This is a genomic window from Desulfovibrio sp. An276, from assembly GCF_002159665.1.
Lineage (GTDB): Bacteria > Desulfobacterota > Desulfovibrionia > Desulfovibrionales > Desulfovibrionaceae > Desulfovibrio > Desulfovibrio faecigallinarum.
Map to the genome: position 1 here is coordinate 40,640 of NZ_NFJC01000003.1, position 13,459 is coordinate 54,098.

11 protein-coding genes are annotated in these 13,459 nt (G+C 43.9%); all 11 read left to right on the top strand.

Annotated elements, in window-relative coordinates; translation table 11 throughout:
• Nucleotides 1–43 precede the first annotated feature (43 nt).
• The 11 genes from B5F76_RS15075 to B5F76_RS02945 all read left to right on the top strand — a co-directional run bounded on the left by B5F76_RS15075 (nt 44) and on the right by B5F76_RS02945 (nt 13,446).
• Nucleotides 44–1,156: an SEL1-like repeat protein gene (locus tag B5F76_RS15075; RefSeq protein WP_087350818.1), complete on the top strand. Its 1,113-nt coding sequence runs from the start codon at nt 44–46 to the stop codon at nt 1,154–1,156.
• Nucleotides 1,157–1,359: 203 nt separating this feature from the next.
• On the top strand, nt 1,360–2,007 hold the full coding sequence (locus tag B5F76_RS14420) for a sel1 repeat family protein (RefSeq protein WP_144268375.1): 648 nt from the start codon (nt 1,360–1,362) through the stop codon (nt 2,005–2,007).
• Nucleotides 2,008–2,009: 2 nt separating this feature from the next.
• Nucleotides 2,010–3,119, top strand: coding sequence for a trypsin-like peptidase domain-containing protein (locus tag B5F76_RS02905; RefSeq protein WP_087350820.1), 1,110 nt, complete (start codon nt 2,010–2,012; stop codon nt 3,117–3,119).
• Nucleotides 3,120–3,129: 10 nt separating this feature from the next.
• Nucleotides 3,130–4,479: an FHA domain-containing protein gene (locus tag B5F76_RS02910; RefSeq protein ID WP_087350823.1), complete on the top strand. Its 1,350-nt coding sequence runs from the start codon at nt 3,130–3,132 to the stop codon at nt 4,477–4,479.
• A gap of 29 nt (nt 4,480–4,508) precedes the next feature.
• Entirely contained in the window at nt 4,509–5,099 is a 591-nt protein-coding gene (locus tag B5F76_RS02915) for an FHA domain-containing protein (RefSeq protein ID WP_162608652.1), read from the top strand.
• Between the two features lie 43 nt (nt 5,100–5,142).
• Complete coding sequence (locus B5F76_RS02920; RefSeq protein ID WP_087350831.1) at nt 5,143–5,886, top strand: PP2C family protein-serine/threonine phosphatase; 744 nt, start codon at nt 5,143–5,145, stop codon at nt 5,884–5,886.
• 1 nt (nt 5,887) lies between these two features.
• The gene (locus tag B5F76_RS02925) at nt 5,888–7,573 is read left to right on the top strand and encodes a serine/threonine-protein kinase (RefSeq protein WP_087350834.1); all 1,686 of its coding nucleotides are present in this window, start codon (nt 5,888–5,890) and stop codon (nt 7,571–7,573) included.
• A 98-nt stretch (nt 7,574–7,671) separates the two neighbouring features.
• On the top strand, nt 7,672–9,624 hold the full coding sequence (locus B5F76_RS02930; protein ID WP_087350837.1) for a vWA domain-containing protein: 1,953 nt from the start codon (nt 7,672–7,674) through the stop codon (nt 9,622–9,624).
• A gap of 15 nt (nt 9,625–9,639) precedes the next feature.
• Nucleotides 9,640–10,389, top strand: coding sequence for an ABC transporter ATP-binding protein (locus B5F76_RS02935; RefSeq protein WP_087350840.1), 750 nt, complete (start codon nt 9,640–9,642; stop codon nt 10,387–10,389).
• Between the two features lie 2 nt (nt 10,390–10,391).
• A complete protein-coding gene (locus B5F76_RS02940; protein ID WP_087350843.1) occupies nt 10,392–11,717 on the top strand; it encodes an ABC transporter permease in 1,326 nt (441 codons plus the stop codon).
• On the top strand, nt 11,710–13,446 hold the full coding sequence (locus B5F76_RS02945) for a formylglycine-generating enzyme family protein (protein ID WP_162608653.1): 1,737 nt from the start codon (nt 11,710–11,712) through the stop codon (nt 13,444–13,446). The genes B5F76_RS02940 and B5F76_RS02945 overlap by 8 nt, the downstream gene beginning before the upstream one ends.
• Nucleotides 13,447–13,459: the final 13 nt, after the last annotated feature.

Consider the following 13,459-nt stretch of genomic DNA (forward strand, 5'->3'; position numbering starts at 1 on the left):
CAAAAATCCGGATATCCGGAATAGTCACATCAAGGAAAAAACTATGCAGGTCAGCATTGCCAACGACGGCCGCTTTGCCAGCGGACACGCCTTTATCACCGTCCAGGATTGCCCGCCTCCGGGCGACACACCCTGGTTTTACCTGCGGCGCGCCTCGGACCGCATGTATCTGTCCGCCAACGCCCGCTGGCTCAATACCCTGGAACGCATACCGGTCTGCGGGGGGCTCTACCGCGACTCCACCTACTATATTCCCATTGGTCCAGAGATTTTGAGCGAGCTGGACAGTCTGGAAAACCACGTCTTCTCCCTGAACGGCCTGGATCCGGTAGCCCTTGAGATCCCTCCTGTCCTTCCTACCGGTCTTTTCCCGGACACCACCGGTGCCGTGGGGGCAGTCTTGTCACCCTCTGCCACAAGACTGCAACCAACACCTGTGCCGGAACCGGAGCCCGAACCTGCGCCTGAGCCTGAACCTGAACCCGAATCTGCCCCGGAACCTGTGGCTCAGGCAGCCCCCCTTTCCATGGGCACAGCCGAGGTGACCAAACAGGGATCCGGCAAGGGTCTTCTCATAGCCATTGTCATCCTGGTGCTTCTGGCTCTCGGAGCTGCACTCTACTTCTTTGTCCTGCGCGACAAGGGAGAAGAGCCTGCACCACAGCCGGCAGCAAGCGAGCCGGCCCAGGCCAAACCGGAAGAGCCAAAGCCTCTCCAGAGCGAGCCCAAGCCGCAGGATGCCCCAAAGCCAGAACAGGCAAGTGAAGCTGCAGCGCCCACTCCCTTCCTGAGCACTGCAAGGCAGCATTTGCAGGGAAACGCTGATCCCGCCCAGAGCCTTTCTTTGGCAAAGCCCATGCGCACTATGGAGGCTGACTCCAATACCTCGGATGGTGCCTTTTTGCTCATTGAGGACGCAGCCCAAAAGGGCAATGCCGAGGCCATGTTCCTGCTTGCCCAGTACTACGATCCGGCAAGCACGCTGCCCCGCGGCTCAATCCAGCCTGACGTGAGCCAGGCTGTCCAGTGGTACAAAAAGGCTGCGCAAAACGGCATTGCCGAGGCGGATGCTGCACTAAAGGCCCTCAAGGCCCAGCTTGAGCAAAAGGCCGCTTCGGGTGACGCCGAGGCAAAGAGGCTTTTGCAGAATATTTAAATATATATTCAACGGAAGACTCTACAAGATTAATACAAATATAACATGATATTACTTTAACAACGCTCTAGTCATACTATATTTCCTATGAAACAACAGCCAGAACGCCAACAGAGAAGTGAAGTAGACTCATGTTTCATTGATAGAAGTGTGTCAGAAGGAACTATGGGTAGTTATTTATTAATTTTTTGAGAGAGAAAAAAATGAATAAAATTATTTTTGCTATTATAATATCATTATCTATAATTACAGTTGGTTGCGCAAAAGAACCTCTTATTAATATAGCCGGACGGTATAATAATAAAGGAGCTGATTATGAAGATGCAGGAAAATACAAAGAAGCTCTTGATTGCTATTTAGAAGCTCATTCACTAGGTCTAGCTGAAGGAACAGTAAACAGTGCACGATGTTATTATTTTGGAATAGGAACAACTGCTAGTCCTCAACAGGCACTTTATATTTTGTCTAACTCCAATATACGTGAATCAGGATATGCATATTATTTTTATGCACTTGCATATTTAAATGGCAAAGGAGTTCCTAAAGATTATGAACGTGGTCGCTATTATATGCAAATAGCACACCAAAGGGGGTGTCCGCATGCAGCACAAGTATTAAATGAAATATATGCAAATGAAATGAAAAATAATCTTGCACGTTATTCAATAAACAGAAATATAGCATCTGATGTTACATATCCAATTGAAACCAGCACAAATACAAATACAAGAACAAGTATAGATAGAGACAAAAATATAAATTATAATAAAAGCAAACAAATAAACAAAAAAAGCAACGATGAAAAAGTAATCGAACTTTCAAAAGACATACCATACACATATAGCTTTTAGTCATGAAATGTTTATATTGTAATCATGAAAATTTAATTGGCGCAATTTATTGTGAGAACTGTGGAAAAAAACTAACTAATATAGATAACAGCTTCTATAAAGAAAATGTATCAAAAAAAACATTTTCTATTGGAAGATCATCCTACAATGATATTATTATTAACGAGCAAAGTATTTCAAGAAAACATGCAATTATTGAAATATTACCAAATAATGAATATTTTTTAAGAGATTTATCATCAAAAAATGGCACATATGTTGACGATATAAAGATCAAACAAAAACATATAAATTTTACTTCAAGAATTAAATTTGGAAGTTATAAATTGTCAGGAGAAGAATTAATCAACAAAATTCATAATAAAAATAAAACCAATATTTCATTGAAAAAAAGTATACATGATGCTTCTAAGAATAAAAAAATTACAAAAAAAACATTCAATAAGAACATATATATAATTGCAGCACTTGCAATATTATCATTTTTTTTATTATATAATGAATTTTTAAAAAAAAGTATAAAATATAATATTCAAGATATTAAAACTTCTATTGTAATGATTGTATGTAAAACTAAAACTGGTATATCAAGCGGAACTGGTTTTTTTATAACTAACAATTATATAATTACAAATTTCCATGTCATAAAAAATTCAATAGATATTTTTTATTACAATAAATTATATTCAAATTTACAAACTGCCACTATTGTTTCATCTTCTAAAGTATTGGATTTAGCAATTCTAAAAGTTAAATTTCCATATAAAGGGCATATATTAACATTTGGAGAAATGCCCCATATTGGCGATGAAGTAACAGCTTGGGGATATCCAGGATTTATATTAAATAACTTAAATAATAATATACCAAATGTAATAATGACAGATGGTAAGGTAAGTAGTGATAGTTATGGTGTATATCCACAGTACATAATACATAGCGCAAATTTGGCACATGGGAATAGTGGTGGTCCATTACTTGATAGAAATCATAATATTATAGGAGTAAATACTTTAGTAATACCCGATAAATTAACAAATAGTCAATTTAATGCAGCTATTTCAGTAGAAACATTGAAAAGATATTTAAAAAATATAGGAATACAATATTAATGGAGTTCTTATGCTAAAAATTATATTTTCAATACTAATGTATTTATCCATTACAACAAATGTGCTATCGAGCGAAGTTCAAATAAACGATATTGATGAAACTCTATGGCCTAAAATAAAAATTACTTTAGAATTACCACTAACAATAGAAAATTTATCAAGTTATAATTTAGAACTAAATAATGGCAAAGAAAAAATTCATCCTAATCTTGTCAATATTAAATATCACGATGATGCTCACATAAATACATTAGTTGCGATAGATGCAAGTAGAAGTATAAGCAAAGATTTCGTTTCTGCAATAAAAGAAGGCTTAATAAATTATTTTAAACATTTATCAAAAGAAGAACAAATATCAATAATTACATTCAATGACACCGTTCAAATTTTATGTGGATTTACATCTAATAAAACAGAACTAATTAGTACTATACAAAAGCTAGAAATTGGGGGAAAAAAAACTGAGCTATATAGATCAATTAAATCAAGCTGTGACATATTAAAAAATATTCCAGGTAAACGTTCATTAATAATAATTTCTGATGGATATGATGAGGGCAATAATTTAAAAATTGAAGATATAATTAAACATGCACTTGATAGCAATGTTAATATCTTTACTATAAGCCTTCCCTCAATTACAAAAAATGCACGTGATGGTTATAAAAATCTTAATATTTTAGCAGAAAAAACAAATGGAATATATGAGAAATCTGACACACCATTTTCACTTTCGTCAGTTTTATTTACTATTTTAGAAAAAAATAGAAGGCTCGGCACCAAAGAACATGAGCTATTATTTACTATTCCAGACAATTATAGAAGTTCAACTTCTATATCAGGAAATCTAATCATAAAAGATAATGACTATGCATCTACAACTAAGATAAATATTTCACATACAATACAGACTGAAAAAAAAGACAACTATTTTATAGATAAAGTTAAAAACTATAAATCTATAATTATTGTATTTTTAATATTAATCTTATTATTAATTTTTATTTTTTTAACAAAGAAAAGAACAGCTGTATCTAGAGATTATTCTAAAAAGATTCTAATAAGTCCATACACTATAGAATTTAATTCTTATGGTCTAATTTTTCCACTTCAATTTGGACAGTCTACTTTAGGTTCTGATTTAAACAATACAATTGTTATAGATGAACCAACAGTATCTCGTAAACACGCTTTGTTAATTGTCACAGAAACAGGTTGTCAAATTGAAGATTTGAATTCTACAAATGGAATCTATGTTAATGACAAGAAAATTGATAGAGCAACATTATTAAGAGCTGGTGACCAACTATATTTTGGTCGTGCGAAAGCTATTATCAAATGTAACATAATATCAAAATAAATAATATAATAAAAAATGAGGTATATTCTGTGGATAATGAACGTTTTCGCAGATGTATAAATGGACACATTGTACCTAATGGAGCTAAATTTTGTCCATGGTGTGGTGAATCAATTTTATTAGATGCAAATAATCAAAGAAAATCAGAAACAAAAAACAATACTATTACATTTGATATACATGAAATTAAAAATTCTTCAAAAAACACAATTGTATATGACCACAACTACAATGATAAAACAGTTGTTTTAAACAAATCAAATAATAAATTAGATGGTTTTGGTAGAATAACAGGCTTTTTAATTACATATGATATAAATGAATTTGGTGTGTTTTATCCAATTCATGAAGGAAAAGAAATCATAGGGAGAGGTACAACAGCTACAATTCAAATTGATGATAAACAATTATCAAAGGAGCATGCAGTAATACTAAGTAGGCATGACAAATTTATATTTGAAGATTTACTTTCTACAAACGGAAGTTATGTTAATGGAATAGACATTTTAGGAAAAATTGAACTCAATCATGCGGATATTATAGAAATTGGGAAATATAAATATATTTTCGTGAAAATTCCAAACATAATAAACTATTCAATAAAGTCAATTTCCAAATAAAACTTAAACAAATGTTAAAAGTACAAATAGAGGCTTACAGTAAATGTATAATTCTAACAATCTCCTATTAGATGTAGGCCAAGCAACACATACAGGGAAAATACGAAAAGAAAATGAAGATTCGTTGGGATGGTTCACAACAAAGTATGGAGAACTTTTTATAATTGCAGATGGTATGGGAGGTCATCAAGGTGGCGCTGCAGCATCAAAATGCGCAGTTCAATCTTGGAATAAATACTTCAACCTATACCATGGAACATCAGAAGAAATGTTACTAGGTGGGTTGAAGTTTAGTGAAAAGGCTGTTCACAATTTAGGTATATCTAATCCTGAATACTATGGTTGTGGTTCTACTATAGTTGCACTATTAATTAATAACAATTGTGCATGGTATATTCATGCAGGGGATAGCCGTTTATATATACTGTCCGACGGTCGACTTAATCAGATAGGTCGAGATCATTCAGTAGTAGAAGATATGCTTGAAATAGGCTTAATTAATTCAGAAGAAGCTAAAAATTACCCCAAAAATGTAATAACACAATCGCTTGGTGGAAATATTGATATTAAAAGATGTTTACCAAAAAAAATTTTATTTAGTTGCGGTGAATGCTTTTTATTATGTACAGATGGCCTTTGGAATGTTGTAGAAAAAAAATTAATCACAAAATGTTTAATATCTAATAATAGTGCTCAGACAATATGTGAACAACTAATTAATCTCACACTAAAATATGGTGCACCTGATAATGTTTCCATGCAAATTATAAAAATTTTAGGCAAATAAAATGTCTATTGAAACACGTCAAGTAAGCCTTAAAATTGGTATTTTATTACACCAGAGATACAAAATAAATTCAATATTAGGCAGAGGGGGGTTCTCAATAACATATACTGCAATTGATAAATCTCTTGGAAGAACTGTTGCAATAAAAGAATATTTTCCACAAAATTTAACTGTCAGAGAAGGTGTAAATGTTTATATAAATTCTGCTGAATCAAAAGAAAGTTTTGAAGCTGGTCTAAAATCTTTTCTCGAAGAAGCACGAAATTTAGCATATTTTAGACATCCAAATATTTGTAGTATTCTTGATTATTTTCAAGAAAATAATACTGCATATTTAGTGATGCCATATCTTGAAGGAGATACTTTAGACTCAATATTAAATAAATGTCCTCAAAAAACTATTTCTAGTGATTCTATATTAAAATGGTTACCAAGTTTACTTGACGCATTACAAACTTTACACTCAAAAGGATTATTACACAGAGACATAAAACCATCTAACATTTATATTACATACGATGGAAAACCAATTTTAATTGATTTTGGTGCCGCCAGAAATGCTTTTGAGAGAACCCATGGATATACAATAATATTAACACCTGAATATGCACCACCCGAACAAAACTCTTCAGATATTGCAAGTCAAGGTCCATGGACTGATATATATGCTGTTGGAGCAGTATTATGGAAATGCCTACTTGGTAATCCACCACCTTCTTCTCAAGAACGAATTGTTCAAATTGCAAGTAGTAATATAGATCCTTTAGATAAATTAAAAAAACAATTATACAACATAGCACCACAATTTCTTGCAGACGGAATTATTAATTGTTTAATATTAGATTATAAAAAAAGAATTCATGGCATTAGAGAATTAAAAGAAATTTTAAATTTAAATAAAGAAAATGATAATAAAAACGATCCAAAAATAATTTCAAATAAAACAAATACAAGTACTGAAGATTTTGAGATAATTCAACAATCAAACATTACAGAAGAGCATAAATATACAGAAAAGAAAAATATATCTAAAGAAACTAGTACAAAGAACTCAAACAACAGTAAATTATTATATCTACTTTCTTTTTTATTGATAGCTATTCCGTCATTTTTATTAATAGATCATTTAAATATTTTTCCTAATTCTCCTGAGAAAATTGTAAATCGTGAAAATCAAATTTGCTCAGCACTTATTGATAATTACAATGTAGCAATACATTTATATAATTCAAAATACTATAGTTCATCTTATCATAAATTCATCGATGTCATAAATTCAAGTTGCAAAAGGCATGATAGATTTAAGGGTGCTGCGTCAAATATACTAGGAATAATGAATAAATTTGGTATGGGTGTAGAAAAAAATTCATTCGACAGCATTGTCTTTTTTAAGGAAGCTTCAAAATATAATAATGATGCAGCTCAATTAAATCTCGCTAAAATGTATCTTGAGGGTGACGACGTTGAACGAAATGTGGATCAGGGATTATATTATTTAAAAATTTCTGCATATAACAATAACACAGATGCTATTTTACTTTTAGCAACAATTTATGAAACTGGCGCATTTGGAGAAAATAAAAATTTAAGAGAAGCATTTTCATTATATTCCCATGCTGTCAATAATTTAAAATCAAATAACAATAAAATAATTCAAGGGTATAACAGATTAAAGAAATATTTTTAATTTTATTTAATTTCTTTTAGTTTGATTAAAAAAATAATATACTTAACGCTTAAAAACTTTTTGTCTTTGTATTTTTTTTTCTTTCTGAGGGGGTTTCCATGCATCGCCTGACAGTTTTCCTGCTTTGCCTTTTGTGTGGCACTCTCATACTGGCCTCGAACACAGAGGCTGCCCCCCTTCTGCAGGAAGGCAAACGCACCCTGTACCAGCGTGTCATAAGCCATCCTACGGCCCAGCTCTACGCCCAGGCCTCTGACCAGAGCCAGGTCGTGGACAAGGGCCTTCGCCCCTTCACTCCCCTTTATGTCTACGAAAGGGGCCAGGGCTGGCTCAACGTAGGCAAGGGGACCAACAAGGCCGACGGCTGGATCAAGGCCGACCTCACAACACCCTGGAACCAGTCCCTCACTCTCCTCTTTTCCAACAGATCGCAGCGTGATCCTGTCATCTTTTTCAGGGACACCAGGGCCCTGCAGGATATCTGCGATGCCCCGGACATGAGCGAGCGACTGGTCTCCCTGCAGCTTGCGGTCGCCAAGAAAAAGACTGGCCCCGAGGTCGTTGCCTCAGAGCCCATGACAAGCTCCGTTGATCTCGATCGCTTCTACCTCATGCCCATCCTCGAGATGCAGGAGCCCTACGAGGGCACGAAGTTCCTGCGCGTGGCCTCCATCGATCCCGGCCAGATCCCCGGATCACAGTATCATCAGGGGAAGGGGGGCACAGCCTCTGACCCAACCACCAAGAAGGCTCCGCGCACCGGTATTGCCATTGTCATGGACACCACTGTTTCCATGCAGCCCTATATCGAGCAGTCCCGCCAGCTCATAAAGACCATCTACGACCGCCTGCAGAAGGAAAAGCTGGCAGAGCACGTAGGCTTTGCCTTTGTGGCCTTCCGCAACAGCACAGCCGCTGTGCCAGAGCTTGAATACGTCTCCACTGTGGTCAGCGACTTTGTGACTGCCTCGAACCGCAAGGAACTCGAAAGCCGCCTTGCAGAGGTGCGCGAGGCCAAAGTCTCCACCCACAGCTTCAACGAGGACAGCCTTGCCGGCGTCTACAATGCCATCGAATCCTTGAGCTGGGACGAGTACGATTCCCGCATCATCCTCCTGGTCACGGACGCAGGCCCCTTGCCAAGTGACGACCGCTACCGCTCCGTTGCCATGGAGCCCCAGGAAATGGCCGACTTTGCGGGTCAGAAGGGCATCTGGATCGTGGCTGTCCACATCAAGACACCTGCAGGGGCGAGCAATCACGACTATGCCGAACAGGCCTACCGCACACTTAGCATGAAGAACGGCTCTGCCCAGTACCAGAGCATCAAGACCAGCAACCCCAAGGAGGGTGCCCGCTACTTTGCGGCTGTTGCCGAATCGCTTGCCAAGACCATGGAACAGGTTGTCACCCTGACAACCCAGGGCAAGATGCTCACCCGTCCCAAGGACGCTGCACCCAAAAATCCGGAAGAGGACGCTGCCCAGCTTGCCCAGCGCCTGGGCTATGCCCTTCAGCTGGAATACCTTGGCCGCGCAAACAGGACCCCTGCCCCCCAGGTAGTGAGCAGCTGGATCACGGACATGGACCTTGCGCATCTGGCAAGGGGCCAGCGCGTGCCCAACGTGGAAGTGGCAGTCCTTCTGACCAAGGCCCAGCTCAATGACCTCCACGCCCAGATTGGCGCCATCATCGACAACGCAGAGCGCACCAAGAAGACGGATTCCACGGACTTCTTCCAGGGCATCTTGTCCGCATCTGCCAGGACTGCTCGCGATCCCAATATGCCGACTCAAGGAAAGACCCTAGCGGAGCTGGGCGTTCTCGGGGAATTTCTGGACGGTCTGCCCTACAGAAGCGAGGTCATGCTGCTCACGGAAGAGGATTGGTATCGCAAGAGCATTGGCGAACAGACTGCCTTCATCAATAGACTCAAGTCCAAGCTTGCCCGCTACGAGGAGTACGATCGCGACCGCAAGAACTGGGAGACCTTCGGCACCTTCTCTGCCAACGACTGGGTCTATCGCGTGCCTCTGAACATGCTTCCCTAGGTTTTGGATGGACATATGGCTGTCTTTGATCTCGCACGCGTGACAAAATCCCGCCCTGGCGCCGAACGCTACAGGCTTCACATCGAACACCTGTATGTGCGCCAGGGGGACACCCTGGCCCTTGTGGGGGAATCCGGTTGCGGCAAATCCACGGCCCTGGATCTGCTGGCCTGCGCCCTGCGCCCCGACGATCCCGGGGAGAATGGGGAAAGAAGAGCGCGTTTCCTCTTTTCCCCGGATAATGAGCGCAGCATAGACATCCTGGATGCCTGGCGGCGGGGCGGCAGCAACGTTTTGGCTGGGGATCGCATGCACCACATAGGCTATGTCCTGCAGACCGGAGGCCTTCTGCCCTTCCTTTCAGCCAGGGACAACATCACCCTTTTGTGCAAGGTGCTCAACACCATGCCTGCCCACATAGCAGCCATCCGGGAAATGACGGATGCCCTTGGCATAGGCCATCTGCTGGGCAAATACCCTGCCCAGCTCTCGGTCGGCGAGCGCCAGCGCGTAGCCATAGCCCGCGCCCTTGCCCACGGACCCGCTGTCATTCTGGCTGACGAGCCCACTGCTGCCCTGGATCCAGCACACTCGCGCACTGTCATGGAGCTCTTCCTGAGGCTTGCGCGCAATCAGGGTGCGACAGTCATCATGGTCAGCCACGATCAGGCCCTTGCCCGCGAGGTGGGCTTTACCCTTGTGCCCATCAGAGTCCTGGCAGGGGAAGGAGAGGTTGTGGCCTCTCTCGACTGGCAGGGGGAATAGCAATGCGCGAGCTCATCCATGTTCTTCTCCTGGCCTTTGCGGACTACCGCCACGAAAGACTGCTCTCCTTTTGCGCCATCTTTGGCCTTGCCGCAGTGCTTGCCCCCCTGCTCATCCTCTACGGGGTCAAGTTCGGGGTTCTGAACACCCTGACAGAGCGCATGCTCTCGGATCCCAACACCCTGGAAATCACGCCAGTGGTTTCCGGGCGCTACACGAAGCACGATGTGCACAGGTTGTCGGAACTTTCCGGTGTTGCGTTCGTACTGCCAAGGACGCGCTCCATAGCGGCCACCATGAATCTTTCCGTCCAGGGAAAGCCCCATCTTGTGGTCTCCCTTGAGCCCACGGCTTCCGGGGATCCGCTCCTTGAGCGCTACAAGCTTCCCTCTGTGACCATGGTCGAACAGACACTGTCCGCGAATCCGGAATCCGGGGAAGCTGCAAAACCGGCCAATCCCCTGCTTGTGAAGCGCCCCCAAGCCAACGATCCCTCGCTTCGCGAGGCAGGTGCCATTCTCTCGGACATGGCTGCACGCAAGCTGAACGTCAGGGTCGGGGACGTTTTGCTAGGCTGTGTCGAGCGGGCCTACGGCGGCGTTGTCTCAAGCGCCTACGTGCGCCTGCGTGTACACGGCGTACTCCCCCTGGCTGCCCAGCAGAAGGAGACTGCCTACGTCCCCCTGGAGCTTGTGGAAGCCTGCGAGGACTTTCGCGACGGCCGGGCCTGTCCGGAATTTGGGACAAAGAATGGCTGGAGCGGCGAGCCAAGGCCCTCGGTTCCCAGGGAGTACGCGAGCTTTCGCATGTACGCGAAGGATCTGAACTCCGTCTCAAGGCTGCACGACACCCTGGCGAAGAATGGTTGCGATACCTACACCCATGCAGAGGAAATCGAGCAGATAACCACTCTTGAGCGGGGGCTGACCCTCATCTTCTCCCTCATCTGCCTTGCTGCCATGGCGGGCTTCTTTTTTTCCACCACAAGCAGCGTTTTGGCAGGCATACGGCGCAAGCAGCGCACCCTTGGCCTTTTGCAGCTCATGGGCTTTTCCAAGGAAACACTTGTGATCTTCCCCTTAGCCCAGGTGGTGCTCACAGCCCTCCTCGGCACAAGCGTAGCCATAGGCGCCTACGCTTTGGCAGCCCATTTCTTAAACCAGGCCTTCGCGGGCTCCCTGCAGGGCCTTGAACAGATTTGCAGGCTCATGCCCTGGCACTTTGCCCTAGCCTATGCCATCAGTGTGGGCGTCTCCCTTCTGGCTGCCCTTGCGCCTGCCTGGCAGAGCAGCAAAATCGAACCCTCCGAGGTCATCCGCGATGTCTGAGAAAACAGTGCGCCCGAACCTTGTGCACGCCCTTGTCCTTTTGCTTCTTGCCTTCTCCCTTGTCCTTCCCTGCCCGGAGGCTTGGGCCGCGCTCAAGCGCAAGGGTGAGGCAAGCCTTGACGACACCTGGAATCCCAAGCCGGAAGCACAGGACGTGATCCTTCCCATGCCAGGCAATCTCTCCATGGTCTTCAGGGTGGTGGCTGTCCCTGCCAACGGTTTTCTCTGGTCGCTCAACCTCGATTTGGGCGTTGCCGACACAAGCGATCCCTCCCGCTCCTACTACGACAGCACCCACAAGGCAGTACTTTCTGCCCCCTTCTCTGCGTTAGACGTTCCGGCATCCTGGAAGCAGAGCCTGCCCAAGGGTGCTGACGGCGATTTCTACTACTACCTTATTGCCAAATACGAAGTGAGCCGCATGCAGTGGCGCGCCGTCATGGAGGAGAACTTCGATCCAGGCAAAATCGGCCCCGACGATGCCAAGCCCGTGACAGGCATAAGCTGGTACGAGGCCATGACCTTTACGCAGCGCTACACGGACTGGCTTCTGCAAAACCACCCCGATGCCTTGCCTTCCTTCAGGAATGATACCCGCAACACGGGCTTTGTGCGCCTGCCCACCGAGGCTGAATGGGAGTACGCTGCCCGCGGCGGCCAGAAGGACACAATCAACTACAGGCAGCAGGACTTTTTCAGCATGACCGAGGGCACAGGCTTTGGCGACTACGCGGTCTTTCGCATGGAAGGCACCTCGCACGGCGCAGAAGGCCTGGAACCCATAGGCTCGCGCCTGCCCAATCCCTTGGGATTGCACGACACAGCCGGCAACGCTGCCGAGATGACGCTCGACGCCTTCCGCTTCTCCATGGGCGGCCAGCTGCAGGGCTCTGCGGGCGGCTTTGTCCGCAAGGGCGGCTCCTACCTCTCGGGCAAGGACGAGATCATGCCCGGCCGCAGGGAGGAGATGGCCCCATTTCTTAAGACCGGCGCCCTGAAAGCCAGGGATCTGGGCTTTCGTCCTGTTGTTTCCGGCGTGAACACTCCTGGCGGCAATCGTCCTGAACTCCTCGGCAAGGAATACGCATCCTTAAGCGGTCACATGCCCAAGGACGCAACTCCCGCGAAGGACAAGAAGCAGCCCAAAATCCTTGCAGCAAGCACGCCTTTGGACGAGCTCAATCGCCTTATAGAGAACGCCCCAAGCGAGGATGTGCGCAAGAACCTTGTTTCCCTGCGCGGTCAGCTTGAGCAGAACAACATATTGCAGTCCAAGAACCGTGTCGCCATGATACGCTCCCAGCTGCAAAACTGCGCTATGTACCTCGAATCCGTGCGCAACTACCTCTACAGGAAGACAAATTTGCGCAAGCAGGCCTACGAGGTAAAGACAGAGCTTGCCAGAATGAAGGCGCAAAAAATTCCTGCAGACATGATGGAGCGCGCGGACAAGGTGGTGAAGACTGCTCTTGCCAACATTGAGCGTGCCATGCAGACGACCCTTTCCTACTACCGCAACGACATGCAGGACATTGCGGAACTTGATCAGAAGGACGTGCAGGCTGCCCTGCAGGAACTGCAGCAACTCTATGCTGGCAACGACTTCTACAACAAGCGCATGTCCTCAAACCTCGGCATGGTGAAGCGGCACAACGCTGCTCTTGCCAAAAAACAGAAACTCGGGGACAAGAAGATCCTTGAGGACATCAACGCCTCGCAAAAGATCTAGCGCGCAAGATACG

Excerpts from the sequence above, each read along its gene's own strand:
- B5F76_RS15075 (WP_087350818.1), top strand. The coding sequence starts at position 44 with ATGCAGGTCAGCATTGCCAACGACGGCCGCTTTGCCAGCGGACACGCC.
- B5F76_RS14420 (WP_144268375.1), top strand. The coding sequence starts at position 1,360 with ATGAATAAAATTATTTTTGCTATTATAATATCATTATCTATAATTACA.
- B5F76_RS02905 (WP_087350820.1), top strand. The coding sequence starts at position 2,010 with ATGAAATGTTTATATTGTAATCATGAAAATTTAATTGGCGCAATTTAT.
- B5F76_RS02910 (WP_087350823.1), top strand. The coding sequence starts at position 3,130 with ATGCTAAAAATTATATTTTCAATACTAATGTATTTATCCATTACAACA.
- B5F76_RS02920 (WP_087350831.1), top strand. The coding sequence starts at position 5,143 with ATGTATAATTCTAACAATCTCCTATTAGATGTAGGCCAAGCAACACAT.
- B5F76_RS02925 (WP_087350834.1), top strand. The coding sequence starts at position 5,888 with ATGTCTATTGAAACACGTCAAGTAAGCCTTAAAATTGGTATTTTATTA.
- B5F76_RS02930 (WP_087350837.1), top strand. The coding sequence starts at position 7,672 with ATGCATCGCCTGACAGTTTTCCTGCTTTGCCTTTTGTGTGGCACTCTC.
- B5F76_RS02935 (WP_087350840.1), top strand. The coding sequence starts at position 9,640 with ATGGCTGTCTTTGATCTCGCACGCGTGACAAAATCCCGCCCTGGCGCC.
- B5F76_RS02940 (WP_087350843.1), top strand. The coding sequence starts at position 10,392 with ATGCGCGAGCTCATCCATGTTCTTCTCCTGGCCTTTGCGGACTACCGC.
- B5F76_RS02945 (WP_162608653.1), top strand. The coding sequence starts at position 11,710 with ATGTCTGAGAAAACAGTGCGCCCGAACCTTGTGCACGCCCTTGTCCTT.